Source organism: Bacillus cereus group sp. BfR-BA-01522, assembly GCF_022662635.1.
Classification (GTDB): Bacteria; Bacillota; Bacilli; order Bacillales; family Bacillaceae_G; genus Bacillus_A; species Bacillus_A cytotoxicus.
Genome location: NZ_JAKUDY010000005.1, coordinates 166,654 through 188,636 on the forward strand (window position 1 = coordinate 166,654; position 21,983 = coordinate 188,636).

The following is a 21,983-nucleotide window of genomic DNA, read 5'->3' on the forward strand; positions in this document are numbered from 1 at the left end:
GGAGACAGATTTCTTCTTATAATGAGATAAGTCGTTTTAGAAAAAATAATGAAAAATATTGAATGTAAAACGGGAGGCAGGGGATACCCCTTCCTCCCATTTTACATTTCTTCATAACAAATAGACCTACCCATTTTTTTATATCTTTTCATATTCCATTAAAATCCTCATTTTTCGGCAATTTTAAATTAAAATAGAGAAAGTTTTGTCAAAATCCTCACAAAATCATGCTAGAATGATACAAGCTATATGCTAATAACGATGCGAAGGTGATTATGTATATGAGGAAAATCTTATCTATTTTACTAGCTTTTCTATTGTTATTTTCTTCCTTAGGAGCAACTAACTCCCATGCAGAAGAAAACATACATATAGAAGCTGCTGCTGCTATTTTATTTGATGCAGACACGGGAAAGGTACTACATGAACAAAATCCCGATGAATTACTAGCTGTTGCGAGTATGTCGAAATTGATGGTTGTGTATGCTGTTTTAGAAGCAATTAAAGCAGGAAAGATTACTTGGAATACAAAAGTAAATATTTCGGACTACGCTTACGAAGTATCGCGTAATAATGAATTTTCTAATGTTCCATTTGAAAAGGGAAGACAATATACAGTGCGAGAATTATATCACTCTATTGTTATCTTTTCCGCAAATGGATCTAGCATTGCACTTGCTGAACTTCTTGCAGGAAGTGAAAAAAACTTCTTAAAGCTTGCTGATGAATATGCCAAAAAACTAGGGTTAAAGAAATATAAATTTGTAAACGCGACAGGGTTAAATAACGCTGATTTAAAAGGAAAACATCCTGAAGGAACCGATCCAAATGGAGAAAATTCCTTATCAGCTCGCGATATGGGTATTCTAGCAAAAACACTGATTACAAAGTATCCAGAAATGCTAGAAGATACAAAACAAAGGTTTCGAAACTTCCCTGATAATCACCCAAAACCAATTCGAATGGAAAACTGGAATTGGATGCTCCCTGGTGCTGCCTTCGCTTATGAAGGAACAGATGGATTAAAGACGGGAAGCTCTGACACAGCGGGATATGGTTTTACCATTACAGCAAAACGTGGCGACTTACGCCTTATTTCTGTCATTATAAAAACAAAATCAATGGATGAACGTTTTACAGAATCTCGCGAATTAATTGATTACGGATTTCGTAACTTTGAAAAGAAAAAGTTAACACTAGATAAAAACAATACGATTTCTGTCGTAAAAGGAAAAGAAGATGCCGTATCTATAGCACCTGAAAAGGAAATAGAAGTTGTCACAAAAAAAGGAAGTAAACCACCTTACAAAACTTCAACCGAGGCTATTCCTTCACTTGCTGAAGAGGGAAAGCTAATTGCTCCTATTAAGAAGGATGCGAAAGTAGGTTCAATTGTCTTAGAAACAACCGATCGATATGGATTCTTAGATGGTAGTAAACAGCTGAAAGTTGCGGCTAAAACAACTGAAGAAGTGGAAAAAGCGAATTGGTTTATATTAACGTTGCGATCCATTGGTGGTTTCTTTTCAAACATATGGGCAAACACATTTGAATCATAAAGGGCTGGCAAAGTGCTAGCCTTTTTTATTATTTTCCTCCCTTTACAGTTAAAATTCTCCTTCTTAAAACTTTGTTTGGTTGTCATATCTGCTTCCTTTTCCTCATACGTATGAACTAGTAATTGTTCTAAACTTCATCCAGAAATAAACCTCTTTCTCTAATGCATTCCAAACAGAGAGGTGAGACATAATGACTGTTATTTCGCATACAGAAGAAGATGTGAAGTTATTAGCTAGGCTAATGCGTGCCGAAGCTGAAGGTGAAGGGAAACAAGGTATGCTAATGGTTGGGAATGTTGGGGTAAACCGTGTTCGTGGAAATTGTTTAGACTTTAAAAACATACGAAATTTACGTCAAATGGTTTATCAAAGACCTGGTGGATTTGAAGCAACTCAAAAAGGCTATTTCTATCAACGAGCACGCGAGCAAGATATTGCACTTGCCAGACGGAATATTCAAGGTCAGCGTTTTTGGCCTGCAAATTTTGCATTATGGTTCTTTAGGCCTGAAGGTGATTGTCCACCAACTTGGTATAACCAGCAAAATTCCGGCCGTTTTAAAAAGCATTGTTTCTTTCAACCTTCCAGTGCAGATTGTCCAAGAGTGTATTAAAGAATAAACTGAGGAGGGATTTTTGAATGGCACAGCAACAAAATCCATACTACGGAACAGGTTTTTATCAACCTTCAGGAGGTTATATGCAACAACCACAGCAACAACAAATAATTCCGCAACAACAGCAAGCTTTGCAGCAACAAGCTGCACAAGCACAATATGCAATATCTCAAGGAATGCTTCCATTAGAGCAATCCTATATCGAAAATATTCTTCGCTTAAATAAAGGGAAACAAGCGACTGTCGTTATGACATATGAACGCAGTAGTTCTTTAGGGACTCAATCTTATACTGGTATTATTGAGGCTGCTGGGCGCGACCATATCGTAATTAGCGAACCACAGTCTGGAAAACGCTATTTATTGCTTATGATTTATTTAGATTACGTTGAATTCCCCGAAGAAATTACGTATCTACCTAGTCAACAAGCGACTTATGCTCCAAGATAATAAACAAAGCTGGCAAATGCCAGCTTTGTTTTATAATCCTTTTACAACTGCAGTTCCTAATAAAATCCATCCTACAATAAACGCGACACCGCCAAGAGGAGTAATTGGTCCAAAAAACTTAATGCCAGTTATACTTAATGCATACAAACTTCCAGAAAACATAATAATTCCGGCTACCATAAACCAACCTGCTGCACTTACAAGAGATGACTGAAGTTTATCCATTAATAATGCAACAATCAACAATCCTCCTGCATGGAACATTTGGTATGTAACCCCTGTCTTCCACACTTCTAACATTTTAGCGGAGACTTTGTTTTCTAAACCATGTGCGCCAAAAGCCCCTAATGCCACTGATAGTCCTGCTGCAATACAACCTAATAAGAAGAAAATTTTCATAAGAATTCCCCTTTTTATCTTTATGATAAGAAATTTTTACATATAAGCCAAACGTTTTACCCTTTAAAAATCAAATAAGGAACTTCCGTTTGCATCTTCTTCTTTCATATATACAGGTTCCCCAGCCGATACTGTCGTTACTTGTTGGGTTACTGGCGCTGCCATCGGATGAGATGAAATCACTTGTGACTGTAATTTCGGTTCTACATACACACTTGTTTCAGTCTGTTCATCTAATAGTAAATCACATAGTGCGCGAACAACTGACAAATGCTCCTTCACCTTCTGCCCTTCACTCCCTTTTGCTTTTGCAATCTCATTTGCCATTTTATTTAAAATTTTGTCACTAGACACTTGCATACATCGTCACCTCTTACTTTCTATTTCTTTCTTAAATTGCTCCAGCCTCTCTACCGGACCAAATACTATTATCATATCACGTTCTTGTAGTTTTTCCTGTCCGGTCGGATTATGGATCATATCTCCATTTCTTAAAATCGCTAAAATGGTGACATCAAATTGGTTTCTCACGTTACTTTCCAGCAATGTTTTTCCAATCACAATCGCATCTTTTCCGATTTGAAACTCTTCTATTGCAAAGGATTGTTCTGTCCCATATAGCACTGTATCAATATAATGAACCGCCAATGGATTTGCAATACCTTTTGCAATATGAATTCCAGCCATACTGGATGGATTGATCACTTTATCCGCACCAGCGCGACGTAACTTTTCTTCCGTTTCTGGCTTTTCAGCTCTAGCCACAATTTTGATGTTACGATTGAGTCCTCTTGCTGTTAACGCAATAAATACATTTTCAGCATCATTGGCAACAATCCCTACAAGCCCAGCAGCTCTCTTAATTCCAGCTTTCATTAATATTTGATCTTCCGTAGCATCACCATGTACATATAAAATTTTTTCTTTTTCTAGTACTTCTCTATCTTTATCGACCACAACAAAAGGAACTTTCTTTTCCTGTAATTCATGTACAACTTGAAGTCCTACTCTACCACAGCCACATACAATGATATGATCTTTTAATCCCGCTATTTGTTTATCCATTTTCTTCCTCCGAACTGCATGAAATAAATTGCCCTCTATAATCATTGCCGCTACTACCCCAATGGCATATGTAACAATCCCTACTCCAATAGGTATAATTAAAAGTGCAAAAATTTTCCCAGCTTGTGTTACTGGAATTGCATCTCCATACCCTACTGTTAATACTGTAATCATTGTCATCCAAAAAGCTTGAAACAAACTAATTTCTTCTATTACCATAAATCCAATTGTTCCAAGTATGACAACAAAACACATACATATAATCGCTATTAACAATTGCCTGCGTGCATTCATATGGTTCCTCAACTCCTTTCTCAATCTACAAATCTTTGCCAGATAAAATAAAATACATATATACTAGAAATGGAATCTATGAAAGAGGTCGATATCATGAAAACATTTCTTTCTGCCCTGCAGTGGGCACTATTTATTTTAGCCGGTAGCCTAATTGTACCGATTAGCGTTGCCACCAGTTATGGACTGGGTGGTACCGAAGCAATTGCTTTTATACAAAGGACATTATTTGTTCTTGGATTTGCAGGCTTATTGCAAGCTCTGTTTGGCCATAAGCTACCTATTCAAGAAGGTCCGGCCGGCCTTTGGTGGGGCGTCTTCTCTCTTTATGCAAGTTTAGGTATCGTACTATTCGGATCAAACATTGAAACGCTCCGCGTCTTACAATACGCTTTCCTATTAAGCGGTATGATTTGTATTATTCTTAGTGTTTTTGGACTTATTGATAAGCTCGTTCATTATTTTACACCAACCGTAATCGGAACGTATTTATTTCTTCTTGTTGCACAGCTGAGCGGTGCTTTCTTAAAAGGAATGTTTGGGCTGGATGGAAGTCATACGAAAGTGCAAATAAACGTATTTATTCTCTCACTTGTTGTTATTGTACTATCTTTTTTCATTATGAAGCTACCTATTATTGGGCAATATTCTGTTCTGTTTAGTATTGTCTTCGGATGGGTTTTATTTGCTTGCTTCGGTTTATCTAATCCGATTCCGCCTGTAACAGAGATCATTCAGCTTCCATCTATATTTGTTTTTGGATCACCTCGTATTGAATGGAATATGGCAATCACAGTTCTGTTTGTCACACTACTTCTTCTTACAAACATGTTAGCAAGTATTCGCGTTGTTCAAAAAGTAGTTTCCCAATACGAAGAAAATGCAGTACAAAATCGCTTCAAGCAAGCTGGTATTATAACAGGTATCAATCAATTATTAGGCGGTCTATTTTCATCGGTAGGACCTGTAGCTATTTCAGGATCAGCTGGTTTTATCGCAACAACAAATATTTATAAGCGAATTCCTTTTATATTAGGATCAAGTTTTATTATTCTAATTAGCATATTTCCAAAGATTACTTCATTCTTTGCAGCTATTCCTATCGCCGTTGGATACGCAGCCATTTATCCCGTATTTGCAAGTATGATTGGCCTTGCCTTTCGTGAATATGATTCAGTACAAAATAAAGAACGTCTATTTCGCGTTGCTGGGTTATCGCTCTTTACTGGAATTGGAGTTATGTTTGTACCACCAGAGGCATTCTCCGTCCTTCCACCCGTTTTCGCATCATTTTTTAGTAACGGTCTCGTCCTTGGCTCCGTTATGGCCATTTTACTTGAAGTTCTATTTTCTCGTTCAAAAGACAAACAATTTTCGTAAATAGCAGAACTTCTATTATTACACTCTACTTTTCAAGTTGCTACGATAGTCATAAAATATCATGGGCATATCGCCCTTGATATTTTATACTAACAATGTAATTACCTTTTCGTTATGCAAGAAGAAGTTTGACGTCTTACGATTTGCTTCTTCATATTTTTATCTCTAGTAATGTTATTTATTATTCCGATACAGAAAGGAACTTTCTATATGTCTTATAAAATGATTGTTTTAGATTTAGATGATACTTTATTACGTGATGATCACACGATTTCAGAGCGTACAAAGCGAGCTTTAATGACAGCTCAAGAACAAGGTGTTAAAGTCGTACTTGCTTCAGGACGCCCAACATTTGGTATGCGTCATATTGCGAAAGAACTTCGTTTAGAAGAATATGGAAGCTTTATCTTATCATTTAACGGTGCAAAAATTATTAATTGTAAAACAGATGAAAAAATATTTAGCAGTACGTTATCACCTGAAATCGTTCACAATTTATATGAGATTAGTAAAGAAGAAGGTGTCTGGATTCACACATATATAGGTGATGATATTATAACGGAAGAAAATAATCCCTATACAGAAATCGAAGGACAACTTACAGGTATGCCAATTATCCAAGTAGATAACTTTGTCGCGGCTGTACAAGAACCTGTTGTAAAAGTATTAATGAATAAAGAAGCAGAGCGCCTGATTGAAGTAGAGAAAAAACTCCAAAAACAATTAGAAGGAAAGCTAAGTGTTATGCGTTCCAAACCATACTTCTTGGAATTCACAGAAGCTGGTGTTACAAAAGGAACAAGCTTAAACCAACTTATCCAAAAGCTTGGTATTAAGCGCGAAGAAGTCATTGCAATAGGTGACAGCTATAATGATCAGACAATGATTGAATTTGCTGGCCTTGGCGTTGCAATGGGCAATGCTCCAGATGATATTAAAGCCATCGCAAACTATGTAACAGATACAAATATGAACGATGGTGTTGCAAAAGTAGTTGAGAAATTTGTACTAAAAAATGAAGTAATTGCTTAATTTCATCATTCATCCCCTCCCTTTGAAGTCAAATATTTCAAAGGGAGAGTTTCTTTAAATATAAGAGATTTTGTGAAGATATTTCGAACTTTACAATATTATCATAGTGCAAACTTTGTTTTTGTATATAATGAAACAAAAAAGACTATTTTATTTTGGAAACGAATACAAATTTATTATATACAAGCTTATATTTAAGGAGGCTATCTCATGTTATCTACACCAGTTGGACGATTAAGAGCAATCGGATTTGTCGAAGGGATTTCTTTTCTATTACTATTATTTGTAGCGATGCCATTAAAATATTTTGCAGGATTTGCAGCAGCTGTGAAAATTACAGGTATGGCTCACGGTGTATTATTTATTTTATTTATCTTTGCAGTCATTCAAGTAACGATTGCAAACCGTAAATCTATTTTATGGGTTCTTGGTGCACTTCTTGCATCCGTTATTCCGTTTGGCACATTCGTACTAGATGCAAAATTAAAAAATGAACAATAAAAGGTAGCTCACACAAGCTACCTTTTATTGTTACATTATAAATTTGGAATTTGCCAATCAATTTCTTTTTCACCAATGCTAGATAAAAAGCGATTTACTTTCGAAAAGGGCTTGCTGCCAAAAAAGCCGCGGCTTGCTGAAAGCGGACTTGGATGTACAGACTCAATGATATAGTGATTCGGATTCGTAATTCGTTTTTTCTTTGCTTGTGCGTGACGCCCCCATAATATGAAGATGACTGGTTTTTCCCGCTCATTTAATAACTCAATAACACGGTCTGTGAACTGTTCCCATCCTTTTCCTTTATGAGAATTCGCCTCTCCTTGGCGAACTGTTAAAACAGTATTAAGCAATAATACGCCTTGCTCTGCCCATTTTACTAAATAACCATGATTCGGAATTTCACATCCAATGTCTGCTTTTAGTTCCTTATACATATTTTGTAAAGATGGTGGTACCCTTACTCCTGGTTGTACAGAAAAACTTAATCCGTGTGCTTGGTTTGGTCCATGATACGGATCCTGCCCTAAAATCACAACCTTTGTATCCTCATAACTCGTATAATGTAGTGCGTTAAAAATATCATTTGCATTTGGATATATGACCCGCATACTATACTCTTCTTTCAAAAATTGTCTTAAGTTTTGATAATATGGCTTCTCAAACTCTGGTCCAAGTATTGGTTCCCAATCATTCTTTAAAATTTTTTTCATTACCCTCACTCCTGATTCATTTAATTAACCATATCTTGCTTCGTAAACACTACAAAGGAAACAACGAGAGAGACCACTGCCCAAATTGTTAAATTCATTAACGAAAATCCCATCGATAAACCTTGTAGCGCTGGTAAATTTCCGGATAAATAATCTGTTAATGATAAATTGACGCTGAATATATATTTTGCGCCTTCCCATGATGTGGCAAAAGAACTTAAAATACCACCAGCAATTAAAGCTGCTAACATGATCCCCATACCAGCGGGCGTATTACGAATCAAAACGGAAACCATGAAGGAGATTGTCCCAACAACAATTGCTACAAACCACGCTAACCCATACGCCATTAAATTATATTGCGATTGCGGGATTAAGTGTACAAAATTCGTATTTAATGTTTCCTTATCAATGACAAACCCTGTTAACACAGGTAAGTCCCATCCTGCATATCCAAAAACAATGCCAGATAGTATATAAGAGAAAAGGCCAACAAGTAATACGATAAGCGAAATAAACAAAAGCATCGTAACATATTTACTCAAGAGAATTTTCCAGCGCCTAATTGGACGAGTTAAAAGCAGTTTCATTGTCCCATCACTTCTTTCGCCCGATACAATATCAATTGTCACAATCATGACAAGAAGTGGGATAAACAATGTAATCCCTTGTTCAATGAACGCCCTTACAAAAGTTGGTGCTCCCGGTGCTGCTGGATTAATGTTATGATCTAAATAATATTGTTGTTGCTCTACTCTAACTTTAAGCCAATCCCGCCACTCTTCTGGCAATCTAGAATTGTTCAAACGATTTTGCGAATCGACAATTTGCTGTTGAAGTGCAACTTTCCAATCATTTGTCCCAAGTCGTTTTTGCGTTGTTTGTATCTCTCTATACTGCGCGTATACAAAAAGCGGAATGAGAATGACTAATATTAACATCACCACAAAAATACGTTTCTTGCGATAAATTTTCTCAGATTCATTCAAAACAAGATTCGCAAATTCACGCATGCGCCTCACCTCTTGTGAGTTCAATAAATAGATCTTCTAATGTAAACACAAGTTCTTTCACACTATGTACCTCTATCTCACTCTCTACAAACCGCTTATTCCAACTGCTAATTGATTTCACATCCATACGGCATAGTAAACGATGATGATCTATGCTAATTTCAGTCACTTCTTCTGATTTTTCCAATAGATCTTTCGCCTTCAAAATGGGTGTAACAATCCACTCTACGCGGTCGCTTGCAGCTTTTATTAACTCTTCAATAGGAGCAACTGTAATAATCTTGCCTTTCTGAATAATAGCTACGCGATCACATATCATTTGCACTTCACTTAATAAATGACTTGAAATAAATACACTCATCTTTTCCTCTCTCACCAGCTTATGTATAAATTCTCTTAACTCTCTTATACCAGCTGGATCTAATCCATTTGTTGGCTCGTCTAATATAAGCAGTTTCGGTCTTCCAAGAAGAGCTTGTGCAATTCCAAGGCGTTGCTTCATTCCAAGAGAATATGTTTTTACTTTATCATGGATTCTTTCATCTAAATGAACCATCTTTGCAATTTCAAAAATACGCTCATCTGGTATACCGCCTAACATCCTTGCAAATTGCTTTAAATTTTCAAAACCTGTTAAGTACGTATAAAGCTCTGGATTTTCAACAATACTACCAATTTGTCGCATGGCTTCTCGAAAATTGTCCTTAATATGATAACCACCGATAGAAATTTCACCTTCCGTTGCCTGAATCAGTCCAACTAACATTCGAATGGTTGTCGTTTTCCCTGCACCATTTGGTCCAAGAAAACCAAACACTTCCCCTTGTTTAACATCAAATGAAATATTTTCTACAAGCGTCTTCTTTCCGATAACCTTTTTTACATTCCTTACTGAAAGGATTGTCGTCATTTTGCCCCTCCCCCTTGTAGTTTCAGCTTACTTACAACATTTTGCACTAAGCGATCTGCCATATATGAGTAACCTATTTCATTCGGATGAAAATGATCTGAATACAATAGTTCTTTTCCGCGATTTTGAAACAAATCGAATGTCGGTACAATGTATACATTTTTATGACTGACTGCTATTTTTTCTAACGCTGCATTCCAATCTACAACAATATTTGATGAACCTTTTAAGTCTTCTACATCTTCGAAAGGATTATATAACCCTAGCCAAAAAATAGGACTATCCGCATTTAATTTACGAATTTCTGTTATAATTTTCCTTGCTTGATTTTGAAACATTTCCGTATCTGGGCGATATGTTTCCAAGTCTATTTTCTCAAGCGATTCCCAACCTGGGAATAAATCATTCCCCCCAATTGTTAGCACAATAAGATCCGCACGCCTAATGGAATATCTAGCGCCGCTACTCTCGATTTGCTGTAACAAATCCGCCATCTTCGCTCCACTAACAGCTAAATTCGTTATTGCAACTTTTGTCTTATCCCCTTTTTCCAAATCTTCTTTCATGCGTCCAACATAACCAATTCCTTCTTTATCGCCAACACCTCTCGTTAGCGAGTCTCCTAAGCTAACTACTTGTAACGTCCCAGCTTTCTTTTTTTCTTTTCCTTGCGCCTCTTCTCGTTTCATAACTACATTCGAAGCTTTTGGATTTAATACATCATGAATACCTGAAAGAAAACCGTATGCAAATAAGCAAAAAGACGCCACCGTAAGAAGTAATATTACCTTTACTAATTTTGCCCTCATATGACATCTCCTTTTCGTTCCCTTAGATTGTTCCTAATTATACCAAACCGCAATTTGAAAAGCGATTTTTCCCCTTTATGTTGTTTCTCTCTTCATTGTGCTCAAGCTTTTCAGCATAAATAAAGCCTATTGAGTTATGAAAAACTCAATAGGCCTTTTCCGCTTTATTGTAAAACAACTCCCTGAATATAGTCAGGCACAATCTTCTTATTATTTGGAAACTGGATTCATCTGTTTTGTATCACTTACAATACTCAAGTCTTTCAAACCAGCCCCTAGCCTTTCATAATATTCAGTGAAGCCTTTCCATATTACTTCGCATCCCCTTCAATTCGATAGTTTGCTTTCACACAATCTACTTCCTCATATGATCCCAATGTATGTAAAATATATTCATAGTCTGCAAGAGATGCACGATGAGTAACGATAACAATTTCAGCTTTTCCTTTCTCCTGAAGTGGCATTTGAATAATTTTTTCAAAGCTTACACCTCGTTCAGAGAATAGCGATGTAATTTTTGCAAATACACCAATTTCATCTTTTACATGCAATCGTAAAAACTTTTTCACAAAAATTTCATGAGGCTCTTTTAATACTTTCTCATACTGTGGAGAAACTGCACTATTCCCCGTTACACCAAGGCGAATATTTTGCATAACGGCAACGAGGTCAGAAACAACCGCTGTTGCTGTTGGTAAACTTCCAGCACCCGGTCCATAAAACATCGTCTCTCCTACTGCCTCCCCGTATACATATACAGCATTATATTCATTTTGAACAGCTGCTAGAGGATGTGTATTAGAAAGCAACGTTGGCTCAACTGTTACTTCTAACCTGTCACCATCACGCTTTGCAAGTCCGATTAGCTTGATGGTATAGCCTAAACTTTTGCTATATGCAATATCTTCTTCCGTAATAGAAGTAATCCCCTTCACTTTCACATCTCCAAGTTCTACATTGGTAGAGAAACCAAGAGTTGCTAAAATCGTCATCTTTCTTGCCGCATCTAACCCTTCTACGTCTGATGTTGGATCTGCCTCAGCAAATCCAAGCTGTTGCGCTTCCCTTAACACGTCGTCATACGCTCTCCCTTCGTCAGACATTTTTGTCAAAATAAAATTTGTTGTACCATTCACAATCCCCATTACTTTTGTAATCAAATCTGAGGAAAGCCCCTCTACAATGCTTCGTAAAATAGGGATGCCACCTGCAACACTTGCCTCATAAAATAAATCCGCACTGTTTTCTTTTGCTACTGTTAAAAGCTCTGCCCCATGTAATGCCATTAAATCTTTATTGGCAGTAACAACATGTTTTCCATTCTTTAAAGCTTGTAAAATGTAAGCTTTTGCTTCTTCTATTCCACCCATTACTTCAATAACAACATCAATATTCGGATCATCTATAATTTCATTTGCACGCTTCGTTAATAAATTAGGGGGGACTTGGACCTCACGTTCTTTATCTATATTTTGTACTAGTACTTTTGCTACTTTCACTGGGCAACCTACTTGGTGCATTAATCGATCCTGATGGTTCTCAATAATACGAACCACACCGCTTCCGACTGTTCCAAGTCCTAATAACCCTACCTGAATTTCATTCATAACACTCTTCACCCCTCTAAAAAATGTATTTAGATGTCATTATATAGTTTAAAATTCCGAAAAACAATGTATTTAGAACATTCAAAAAATAAAAATTGGTCTACGTAAAGAAAACGCCACCACATGTTATAGCATCCTTTACAAAATATAAGGGGTTTCCTGATACACATAATAATTAAGCCAATTCGAAAATAGTAAATTGCCATGACTTCGCCATCTAACAAGTGGTTTTTCATCTGGATTATTATACTTAAAATAGTTTTTTGGAACTGCTATATTCAATCCTCTTTGTATATCCCGTTCATATTCTCGTTTTAATGTATCGCAGCTATATTCGCTATGCCCAAGAACAAAAATATGTTTTCCATTTTGTCCGATAACAAGATAAACACCCGCTTCTTCTGAAATCGCAAGCAATTTCAAGTCTTCTACCTTTTCTATGTCTGCTGCATGTACTTCTGTATGACGAGAATGCGGTGCAAAAAAGAGCTCATCAAATCCTTGTAATAATTTCACATGTTGCTCAAGTACTTCATGTTCGAACACACCGAACATTTTTTCTGCAAGCGGATATTTAGGAATCCCATAATGATAGTACAATCCAGCTTGTGCTCCCCAACAAATATGCAATGTAGACGTTACATTCGTTTTCGAATAATCCATGATTTTCTTGAGTTCTTCCCAATAATCCACATCTTCAAATGGAAGAGTTTCAATCGGAGCTCCTGTAATAATAAGCCCATCAAATCTCTCTTTTTCAATATCGCGAAATGTTTTATAAAAACTTGTTAAATGATCTTGCGCTACATTGCGAGAAATATGCGACTCCATATGAAGTAAATGCATATCCAATTGGAGGGGCGTATTACCGAGTAATCTAAGTAATTGTGCCTCGGTTTCTTGCTTTTTGGGCATTAAGTTCAAAATTGCAATTTTTAAAGCTCTAATATCTTGTTTTTCTGCTCGCTCCTTTGTCATGGTAAAAATATTTTCTTCTTGCAACACTTTACGAGCTGGTAAATCCTTGTCAATTATGATTGGCATTTGTTTTGCCTCCAATTAAAGCTGCTTCCAAATCAGCAATAATATCAGAAACATCTTCTATACCAACTGATAAACGAATTAAATCTGACGTAACACCGGCTAAACGTTGATCTTCTTCCGTTAACTGTCTATGTGTTGTACTAGCAGGGTGAATAACACAAGTTCTTGCATCTGCAACATGTGTTACAAGCGTTGCCAAATTCACATTTGCTATAAATTCTTTCGCCGCTTCTAGTCCGCCTTTAATTCCAAACGTTAAAACTCCACTTGCACCTTTCGATAAGTATTTTTGTGCCAATGGATAATTTTCGTTACCCTCTAATCCTGGATAATTAATCCACTCAATACGCTCATGCTTAGCAAGCCACTTTGCAATTGTAAGAGCATTTTCACTATGGCGTTCCATTCTCAAATGCAACGTTTCTAAACCAATATTGCTAATATATGCATTGAAGGGGCTCATACAATTTCCATAGTCTCTTAACAATTGAACACGCGCTTTTACAATATATGCTGCTTCCCCAAAATCCTTCACATAACTTACACCATGATAACTTGAGTCAGGTTCTACAAGTTCGGGATACTTTCCATTCGTCCAATCAAAATTCCCTCCATCAATTACAACGCCACCTAATGAGCTTGCATGCCCATCAATATACTTTGTTGTAGAATGGACCACAATATTTGCTCCATGCTCAAACGCCTGACATAAATATGGCGTTGCTAATGTGTTATCAACAATAAACGGTACGTCTAGTTCTTTTGCAGCACGAGAAAATTCCTTGAAATTCAAAACGTTCATAGCTGGATTTCCAAGTGATTCTGCATAAATAAGCTTTGTTTTATCATTGGCAAGCGCCACAATTTCATCAGCGGATAAGTTCGGATTAAAAAATGTAACATCAATTCCAAGCTTACGCAAACTAACTCCAAATAAGTTAAAAGTTCCTCCATAAACAGTTGAAGAACAAAGTAAATGGTCACCACTGCTACAAATATTTAAAATGGCAAGCATAATAGCAGCCTGACCGGAAGCTGTTGCAACAGCACCGACACCACCCTCTAGTTCTGCTAACTTCTGCTCAAATGCTGCAATTGTCGGATTCCCAATACGCGTATAGATATACCCTTCTGCTTCTAAATTAAAAAGCGCCGCCAAATCATCTGAGGTGTCATATTTATATGTTGTACTTTGATAAAGTGGTAGAACGCGCGGCTCCCCATTCTTTGGTGTATATCCCCCTTGCACACAGATCGTTCCTTTTCCCCATGATTCGCTCATTTCTCATACTCCCTTCTTATATAAAACAAATAAAAAAACTGCTTCTTTCCTGAATGAGAAAGAAGCAGTTTAAAAACACGCTCTAAAATTCCTTCTTATCTCTCAGGATTTATTACCTGCAGGATTTGGCACAATTCCGATATTCGGCTGTTGCCAAGGCTTCATAGGGCCTGTCCCTCCACCTTTTCTTGATAAGACTATGCAATTACCAATGATTTTATAGCAATTATTTTCTAATGTCAATTTATTTACTGAATCTTTATAAAACAATATATTAACTGTTTATTTTTATTTTCAAAAAATTAAAACTATATAACTATCCTATATCACAATAACAAGCAAGTATCCCTTAGTAACTACTCTATAATCACAGCTGTGCCATAACCGATTAATTCTGAAGAACCTTGCCCAGCGGCCATCTCAAAGTGCAGACCAACAAGGGCATTGCCCCCTAACTCTTTTGCCTCTTTCTCCATACGTTCTTTTACTATTTTCTTAGAATCCTCTAGCCTTTCTGTATAACTGACTAGTTCTCCACCAACAATTGACTTTAAACTCGCAAATAAATCTTTTCCAACGCAACGTGATTGAACAACACTTCCCGTTACTAATCCAAGAATGCCTGTAATGGTTTTTGTTGGTACGGAACCTGTAGATACCATCAACATTCTGACTCTCCTCCTATTTCATCCTCCATATATAACAAAGCAACTTTACATTTAAGTGAACATAAACTTACAGTTTATGATAAAAATAGATATCCTTTCAATGGAACAATCCACTTTTTTACTTTGTACTTATTCACAACATTGATATAATGATTAAAAATGCAGTTATCATTATATCACCTGAGGGGGCTTTTACAATGACATTAAATAAAGCACTTACAATTGCTGGTTCTGACACAAGCGGTGGTGCCGGAATACAAGCAGATTTAAAAACATTCCAAGAACTTGGTGTATACGGAATGACATCTCTTACAACAATCGTAACAATGGATCCACATAATAGCTGGGCACATAACGTATTTCCTATCCCTGTTTCTACATTAAAACCACAATTGGAAACAACAATTGAAGGTGTCGGTGTAGATGCATTAAAAACAGGCATGCTTGGATCCGTAGAGATTATCGAAATGGTTGCTGAGACAATCGAAAAACATAATCTAAAAAACGTTGTCGTAGATCCAGTTATGGTTTGTAAAGGGGCAGACGAAGCCTTGCATCCGGAAACAAATGACTGCTTACGTGATGTTCTTGTACCAAAAGCATTAATTGTAACACCAAATTTATTTGAAGCATATCAATTAAGTGGTGTGAAAATTACTACTCTTGCAGACATGAAAGAAGCAGCAAAAAAAATTCATGCTTTAGGTGCAAAATATGTACTAATTAAAGGCGGTAGCAAATTAGGTACAGAAACAGCAATTGATGTATTATATGATGGTGAAACATTTGAACTTTTAGAATCAGAGAAAATTGATACAACAAATACACATGGTGCAGGTTGCACATACTCAGCAGCCATTACAGCTGAACTTGCAAAAGGTAAATCTGTAAAAGAAGCTGTAAAAGTTGCGAAGGAATTCATTACTGCGGCGATTCGTCATTCGTTTAAAATCAACGAATATGTAGGCCCAACACATCACGGTGCATATCGTAAATTTGCCGGAAAAGAACTTGTATAACAACGCAAAAGTAAAGCTATCAAACGGTAGCTTTATTTTTTATTTTTGTTCCACGTGAAACGTAAACAGAAAAGAAGAGTGAAACCTCACTCTTCTTTTTTAACAACATCTTGATACTTTTCCTCCTTTTGCATTAAATCTTGCTTCTTGTGCCTCTGCAAAAAATTGTTTTCGGCATAATATAGGCTCTCCAGGATGATTTTCTTTCATATGAATGACATATGTTTCATAACTTGGAACTCCAACAAGCAAGCTAATGAATTGTTTTCTTGCTCCCCATATGTTTCCGAATTTTTTAAGCATAATTTCTCGACTCACTTTCATCTCTTGGAATATATGGCGCTTCTTTTAATGGTATCGCCTTGTTTTGCAACACACGAACCCATATACGAATTGCAGAAATTAGAACTGCTATGACAACTAACATGAAAATTCCACAAAGTGCTGCATCAATATAATCATTGAAAATGATTTGTTTCATTTGTGCGATATTTTTTGCTGGTGCTAATATTTTCCCTTCATCCAATGCATCTTGAAATACTTTTGCATGCGATAAAAATCCAATTTTAGGGTTTTCATGGAACAGCTTTTGATAGCCAGCTGTCATTGTTACAATTAGCAATCCGATTGTGGGGATCAATGTTACCCAAACGTATACCTTTTTGCCCATTTTGAATAAAATAGTTGTTCCAAGTAATAAAGCAATTCCAGCTAGCATTTGGTTAGCAATACCGAAGAGTGGCCATAATGTATTAATGCCACCAAGAGGATCAACTACTCCCTGGTATAAGAAGTAACCCCATCCTAATACGCATAATGTTGTAGCGATCACATTTGCTACTGTAGAATCTGTTCTTGCAAAAGGCTTATATACATGTCCTAATATATCTTGAATCATAAAACGGCCTACACGTGTTCCTGCATCAATTGTCGTTAAAATAAATAGTGCTTCAAATAAAATGGCGAAGTGATACCAAAATGCCATCATCGCTGTACCACCCAATATTTGCGAAAAGATATAAGCCATTCCGATTGCTAATGTTGGTGCACCACCTGTTCGAGATAATATCGTTTGTTCTCCTACATTTGTTGCCAGTTCTTTTAGCTCATTTGGTGTAATTGCAAATCCCCATGATGAAATCACTTGTGCAGCCTGCGTTACATCTGTACCGATAAGAGCTGCTGGACTATTAATCGCAAAATAAGTTCCTGGTGTTAACACACATGCTGCAATCATTGCCATTGCTGCAACGAATGATTCCATTAACATTGCCCCATAACCAATCGGTTGTGCATGCCCTTCTCTTTCAATCATTTTTGGCGTAGTACCTGAAGAAACTAAAGCATGAAATCCTGATACAGCACCACAAGCAATTGTAATAAACAAAAATGGAAATAAGTTCCCTGAAAATACCGGACCTGTTCCATCAATAAACTTCGAAACAGCAGGCATTTGTAATTCTGGCGCAACAATGACAATGCCAATTGCCAATCCAACGATTGTACCAATCTTTAAAAATGTACTTAAATAATCACGCGGTGCAAGCAGCATCCAAACGGGAAGTGCAGATGCGATAAAGCCATATACAATAAGCATGATAGCAATTGTTTCACCACTAAACGTGAACATGCTTGCAAGGGTAGAATTTTCAGCTACATACTGTCCACCAATAAGGGCTAAAATGAGCAAAATAATTCCAATAACCGATCCTTCTCCCACTCTTCCTGGACGAATATAGCGCATATATACTCCCATTAAAATAGCAATTGGGATGGTTGCTGCAATCGTAAACATCCCCCACGGACTTCCGATAAGTGCTTTCACAACTACTAAAGCCAATACAGCTAATAAAATAATCATAATACCTAAAATCCCAATCATTGCGATTAACCCTGTAATAGGACCAATCTCATCCTTAATCATTTCTCCTAACGACTTTCCATTTCGTCTCATTGAAGCAAATAAAATGACAAAATCTTGTACTGCTCCTGCAATAACAACCCCAACAATAATCCAAATCGTTCCTGGTAAATACCCCATCTGCGCTGCTAAGATAGGGCCTACTAGAGGACCAGCTCCTGCTATTGCTGCAAAGTGGTGACCAAATAGCACCCATTTATTCGTTGGTACATAGTCTTTTCCATCATTCAATGTCTCAGCTGGTGTTTGTCGATTATGATCTAGTTCAAATACTTTTCTCGCGATAAATCTACTATAAAATCGATATGCAACGGCATATACTGAAACCGCAGCAACTAATAACCAAATGGCATTAATCGTTTCCCCCTGTGATAAAGCAATCACTCCAAATCCGATAGCTCCTAATACTGAAATTATCCCCCAAAGCAAAATTGATTTGAATGCCTTCACATACAATCCCCCCAATATAACTTCTTAGTGGAGATTGTACTAAATTTTCTGAATATTTAATTTGAATCCTCCTTATCATGAAGGATTCTTATGTTATCATGTTCATATTCTCTCACAACTTGTTACAATTCAATTCTATTCCGAAGTTGTTTTACATAGTTTCGACTAACAGGAATCGACTGCTCATCATACTTTTCCAAATAAAGATTATACGTTCCATTATAATAAGGTTTTAGTTTCCTTACATATATAACATTAATTAAATAACTCTTATGAACACGTAAAAAATCATATGTAGCCAATTTATTTTCTAACTCTTGAAGTGTATACGTTGAAATATAATGATTATTTGTTGTATAAATAGACACTGTTTTATTTTCTTTATTCTTGCTTACATATACGATATCCTCGGGAAAAATGTACGTAATCCCTTCCTGACTTTCAATTGGAAGCTTCCGTAAGTAACTTCTCGTTTTCGTTCCAATTTCTTGCTCCATTCTGTGCGCTAAAAATAATACATCATCCTGATGAAATGGTCGCAGCAAATAATAAAATGCTCGAAAACGAAAAGCCATAACAGCCTCCTCAACATTCTCCCCTATAAATATAAATTTCATATTGCAATTTTGCTCTCGCAACAAGTTGGAAAACTCAAATCCTGTTCCGTCCTTTAGCTGCGTATCTAAAAAGACGAAATCTGGAGCATGCTTCTTTGCGATATGTAAAGACTCCGTTCCAGTGATTGCTTCTAGACATTCTACATTTCGTATATTTTCTGTAAATAATTCAATTAATCTATTTCGTCTTTCTACCTCGTCCGTAATAAATAAAATTTTCATTTGCCCAACCACCTAATTGTTTGATCCATGTGTCTTGTTTTATACATTCGCTTTCATTGGAAATAAACCCTTTTTTAAACTTTATTTTCTACTGATCATGATTCCACATAAAAATAGAAAAAAGGAAGTCGCCACAACTTCCTTTTTTCTTATATTAATTCTTGCTGCTTTGTTTCTTGTCCAAGTACGATTACTGAAAGTACTCCCATTAAAATAGAGGCACAAAAGATTGTAAAAATGAATGAAAGGGATGTTTGCAAGGCAACCAAATATCCTACTACAAGTGGACCTAAAATTCCTCCGATACGACCAAATGCAGCAGCCATACCTGCTCCTGTTCCACGAATCGCTGTCGGATATTGCTCAGGCGTATATGCATACAAAGCACCCCAAGCCCCTAAATTAAAGAAGGATAGAAACATACCTGCTACCACTAATATCGTTACAGAATCTGCAATACCAAATATATAAGCACTACAAGCTGTACCAATTAAATACGTGATCAATACAAACTTCCGACCCACACGTTCAATAAACCACGCAGCTGTAAAATATCCAGGTAGTTGTGCTAGCGTCATGATTAATACGTATTCAAAACTTTTTATTAAGCTAAATCCCTTTAATACCATTACGCTTGGTAACCAAAGAAACATACCATAGTAAGAAAAAACAACACAGAACCATAAAATCCATAGCATAACAGTGGCTTTCCGATACTCTTTAGACCAAACAGCTTTTATATTGGTCATAACAGATTGTCTCTTTTCTACTTTTTCAAACTTAGGTGAATCTGGCAACTTCCATCTTAAATACAGAGCATAAATGGCTGGAACTGCACTTAAAACCATCGCTACTTCCCAACCATATTTCGGGATGACAAAATATGAAATAATCGCAGCGATTAACCATCCGCCTGCCCAAAAACTTTCAAGTAAAACGACAATTCTTCCGCGTTCATGTGCCTCTACGCTTTCAGATACAAGTGTAGAAGCAACTGGGAGTTCCCCGCCAAGCCCCATACCAATGAAAAAACGCAAAATAAGAAATGCGCCTACTGTTGTTGTTAAAGCCGTCAAACCACTACCGATCGAAAAAAGCAATAAAGTGATAACAAAGACTGATTTTCGTCCCCTTTTATCCGCCATTATTCCAAATAAAAGGGCTCCTACTGCCATACCGATAGAATTTATGCTACCAATCCAACCTATCTCCTGGCTTGTTAATCCCCACTCTTTTTGTAAAGATACAATGACAAATGAAAGCATTCCGACATCCATTGCATCAAATAGCCATCCAAGCCCCGCTATTCCGAGAAGCTTTCGCTTTGAAATTTCTTTTGCCTTCCCCACTAGAAGTCCTCCTAACACAGGTGTCTTTACACATAATTTTACACATGTGTACTGCATAAGTAAAACAAATTTATTCTGCCATTTTAGCGATAGTAAGACTCCCCTCAAAAATTCGACTGAAAACAAAGAAGTTAAGCGGGAGTATAGTTGCTTGTAAAAGTTCGACTCATGAATATAGAGAGGCCTTACTAATTAACGCTTTACTTTATCATTCCCTTAGATTTATCCTTTCATTACTTACGTCATAAATGGATGGTAGTCGACTCTACCGTGTTCATATGTATAAAAAAAAGCAGCGAGACCTCGCTACTTCTTCGAACGCATTACTTCCTTTAAAAACTCTGCCAATACAAGCTGACGGCGCCAACGAGTTGGATTACTACATAAACGATAGAACCACTCTAAGTGAATGGCTTGGATCCATTTTGGTGCGCGCTTTACCTCACCAGCCCAAACATCAAAACTTCCACCTACACCGACTGCCATCTTTGCTTGTAATCGATTTTTATTATTTTGAATGAAATTTTCTTGTCTTGGGAATCCAAGTGCAACAAGTAGTAGATCTGGTTTTGCTTCTTGAATACGCGAAATAATATTCTCTTCTTCTTCAGGCTTAAAGTAGCCATCCTGCAAACCAACAATGTTTATAGCCGAATATGTTTTCTTTAAGTAATCGGCAGCGCCTTTCACAACATGCGGCTTTGCACCTAACAAGAACACGGATACAGATTTCTTTTCTTTTGAAAGTTCTCCAAATAAATGATTCATTAAATCAAAGCCTGCTACTCGTTCTTGAAGCGGTGTCCCTAACATAGCGCTTGCTTTTACAACACCAATGCCATCTGGTGTAATTACATCTGCTTGTAAAAGTGTTTTTTGGAAACTTGAATCTTTTTTTGCGCACATGACAATTTCAGGATTTGCTGTTACAACTTGAAATGTATGAGCTTGTTCAACTTCCAACTGTTTCATAAGGTATTGTACAGTTTCTTCCATCGTCATTGTAGAGAAAGGAACACCTAAAATATCAACTGTTTGTACTGCCATAATTACAATCCTCTCTA

At 36.7% G+C, this 21,983-nt stretch carries 23 protein-coding genes and 1 riboswitch; of the genes, 7 read left to right on the top strand and 16 right to left on the bottom strand.

From position 1 onward, the window contains the following. Positions 1-275 precede the first annotated feature (275 nt). From MR059_RS09720 to gerQ, 3 genes are all read left to right on the top strand, one after another. Positions 276-1,559: a serine hydrolase gene (locus MR059_RS09720; RefSeq protein ID WP_041810150.1), complete on the top strand. Its 1,284-nt coding sequence runs from the start codon at positions 276-278 to the stop codon at positions 1,557-1,559. A 190-nt stretch (positions 1,560-1,749) separates the two neighbouring features. After that, positions 1,750-2,172: a cell wall hydrolase gene (locus MR059_RS09725; protein WP_012096354.1), complete on the top strand. Its 423-nt coding sequence runs from the start codon at positions 1,750-1,752 to the stop codon at positions 2,170-2,172. A 26-nt stretch (positions 2,173-2,198) separates the two neighbouring features. Beyond that, complete coding sequence (gene gerQ, locus MR059_RS09730; RefSeq protein ID WP_012096355.1) at positions 2,199-2,624, top strand: spore coat protein GerQ; 426 nt, start codon at positions 2,199-2,201, stop codon at positions 2,622-2,624. Positions 2,625-2,654: 30 nt separating this feature from the next. Here the strand turns inward: gerQ and MR059_RS09735 are convergent, their stop codons facing one another. From MR059_RS09735 to MR059_RS09745, 3 genes are all read right to left on the bottom strand, one after another. Next, positions 2,655-3,023 carry a DUF423 domain-containing protein gene (locus tag MR059_RS09735; RefSeq protein WP_012096356.1) on the bottom strand — a complete coding sequence of 123 codons (369 nt, stop codon included), beginning with the start codon at positions 3,021-3,023 and terminating at the stop codon, positions 2,655-2,657. Positions 3,024-3,086: 63 nt separating this feature from the next. Then, on the bottom strand, positions 3,087-3,383 hold the full coding sequence (locus MR059_RS09740) for a YwdI family protein (protein ID WP_012096357.1): 297 nt from the start codon (positions 3,381-3,383) through the stop codon (positions 3,087-3,089). A gap of 6 nt (positions 3,384-3,389) precedes the next feature. Beyond that, positions 3,390-4,382: a potassium channel family protein gene (locus MR059_RS09745; protein WP_012096358.1), complete on the bottom strand. Its 993-nt coding sequence runs from the start codon at positions 4,380-4,382 to the stop codon at positions 3,390-3,392. Between the two features lie 96 nt (positions 4,383-4,478). Here MR059_RS09745 and MR059_RS09750 point away from each other — a divergent pair, with 96 nt between their 5' ends. The 3 genes from MR059_RS09750 (at position 4,479) to MR059_RS09760 (ending at position 7,295) form a co-directional block, all read left to right on the top strand. Continuing rightward, positions 4,479-5,762 carry a purine/pyrimidine permease gene (locus MR059_RS09750; protein WP_041810153.1) on the top strand — a complete coding sequence of 428 codons (1,284 nt, stop codon included), beginning with the start codon at positions 4,479-4,481 and terminating at the stop codon, positions 5,760-5,762. Positions 5,763-5,972: 210 nt separating this feature from the next. Further along, the gene (locus MR059_RS09755) at positions 5,973-6,794 is read left to right on the top strand and encodes a Cof-type HAD-IIB family hydrolase (protein ID WP_012096360.1); all 822 of its coding nucleotides are present in this window, start codon (positions 5,973-5,975) and stop codon (positions 6,792-6,794) included. 210 nt (positions 6,795-7,004) lie between these two features. Beyond that, complete coding sequence (locus tag MR059_RS09760) at positions 7,005-7,295, top strand: DUF3817 domain-containing protein (RefSeq protein WP_012096361.1); 291 nt, start codon at positions 7,005-7,007, stop codon at positions 7,293-7,295. A 35-nt stretch (positions 7,296-7,330) separates the two neighbouring features. Here the strand turns inward: MR059_RS09760 and MR059_RS09765 are convergent, their stop codons facing one another. The 8 genes from MR059_RS09765 to MR059_RS09800 all read right to left on the bottom strand — a co-directional run bounded on the left by MR059_RS09765 (position 7,331) and on the right by MR059_RS09800 (position 15,341). Then, a complete protein-coding gene (locus MR059_RS09765; RefSeq protein WP_012096362.1) occupies positions 7,331-8,008 on the bottom strand; it encodes a uracil-DNA glycosylase in 678 nt (225 codons plus the stop codon). Between the two features lie 20 nt (positions 8,009-8,028). Next, a complete protein-coding gene (locus tag MR059_RS09770; protein ID WP_012096363.1) occupies positions 8,029-9,021 on the bottom strand; it encodes an ABC transporter permease subunit in 993 nt (330 codons plus the stop codon). After that, complete coding sequence (locus MR059_RS09775; protein ID WP_012096364.1) at positions 9,014-9,931, bottom strand: ABC transporter ATP-binding protein; 918 nt, start codon at positions 9,929-9,931, stop codon at positions 9,014-9,016. Before MR059_RS09775 ends, MR059_RS09770 begins: the two co-directional genes overlap by 8 nt. Next, positions 9,928-10,740: an SGNH/GDSL hydrolase family protein gene (locus tag MR059_RS09780; protein ID WP_087095629.1), complete on the bottom strand. Its 813-nt coding sequence runs from the start codon at positions 10,738-10,740 to the stop codon at positions 9,928-9,930. Before MR059_RS09780 ends, MR059_RS09775 begins: the two co-directional genes overlap by 4 nt. Positions 10,741-11,051: 311 nt before the next feature. Beyond that, complete coding sequence (locus tag MR059_RS09785) at positions 11,052-12,347, bottom strand: homoserine dehydrogenase (protein WP_087095630.1); 1,296 nt, start codon at positions 12,345-12,347, stop codon at positions 11,052-11,054. A gap of 138 nt (positions 12,348-12,485) precedes the next feature. After that, positions 12,486-13,391: a homoserine O-acetyltransferase MetA gene (gene metA / locus MR059_RS09790; RefSeq protein WP_012096367.1), complete on the bottom strand. Its 906-nt coding sequence runs from the start codon at positions 13,389-13,391 to the stop codon at positions 12,486-12,488. After that, a complete protein-coding gene (locus MR059_RS09795; protein ID WP_012096368.1) occupies positions 13,375-14,673 on the bottom strand; it encodes a bifunctional O-acetylhomoserine aminocarboxypropyltransferase/cysteine synthase in 1,299 nt (432 codons plus the stop codon). Before MR059_RS09795 ends, metA begins: the two co-directional genes overlap by 17 nt. Before the next feature lie 92 nt (positions 14,674-14,765). Continuing rightward, a riboswitch (SAM riboswitch) is annotated at positions 14,766-14,871 on the bottom strand. Between the two features lie 158 nt (positions 14,872-15,029). Further along, positions 15,030-15,341 carry a YbjQ family protein gene (locus MR059_RS09800; protein ID WP_012096369.1) on the bottom strand — a complete coding sequence of 104 codons (312 nt, stop codon included), beginning with the start codon at positions 15,339-15,341 and terminating at the stop codon, positions 15,030-15,032. 197 nt (positions 15,342-15,538) lie between these two features. Between MR059_RS09800 and pdxK the strand changes: the two genes are divergently transcribed. Further along, on the top strand, positions 15,539-16,360 hold the full coding sequence (gene pdxK, locus MR059_RS09805; protein ID WP_012096370.1) for a pyridoxine/pyridoxal/pyridoxamine kinase: 822 nt from the start codon (positions 15,539-15,541) through the stop codon (positions 16,358-16,360). A 99-nt stretch (positions 16,361-16,459) separates the two neighbouring features. Here the strand turns inward: pdxK and MR059_RS09810 are convergent, their stop codons facing one another. From MR059_RS09810 to MR059_RS09830, 5 genes are all read right to left on the bottom strand, one after another. Next, positions 16,460-16,663 (bottom strand): YbdD/YjiX family protein, encoded by a 204-nt coding sequence (locus MR059_RS09810; RefSeq protein WP_012096371.1) that lies wholly within the window; start codon positions 16,661-16,663, stop codon positions 16,460-16,462. Next, positions 16,656-18,731 carry a carbon starvation CstA family protein gene (locus MR059_RS09815; protein ID WP_087095632.1) on the bottom strand — a complete coding sequence of 692 codons (2,076 nt, stop codon included), beginning with the start codon at positions 18,729-18,731 and terminating at the stop codon, positions 16,656-16,658. Before MR059_RS09815 ends, MR059_RS09810 begins: the two co-directional genes overlap by 8 nt. Before the next feature lie 122 nt (positions 18,732-18,853). Continuing rightward, positions 18,854-19,570: a LytR/AlgR family response regulator transcription factor gene (locus MR059_RS09820; protein WP_012096373.1), complete on the bottom strand. Its 717-nt coding sequence runs from the start codon at positions 19,568-19,570 to the stop codon at positions 18,854-18,856. Between the two features lie 149 nt (positions 19,571-19,719). After that, positions 19,720-20,919: an MFS transporter gene (locus tag MR059_RS09825; RefSeq protein ID WP_012096377.1), complete on the bottom strand. Its 1,200-nt coding sequence runs from the start codon at positions 20,917-20,919 to the stop codon at positions 19,720-19,722. Positions 20,920-21,225: 306 nt separating this feature from the next. Then, positions 21,226-21,966, bottom strand: coding sequence for a WecB/TagA/CpsF family glycosyltransferase (locus MR059_RS09830; protein WP_012096378.1), 741 nt, complete (start codon positions 21,964-21,966; stop codon positions 21,226-21,228). Positions 21,967-21,983: the final 17 nt, after the last annotated feature.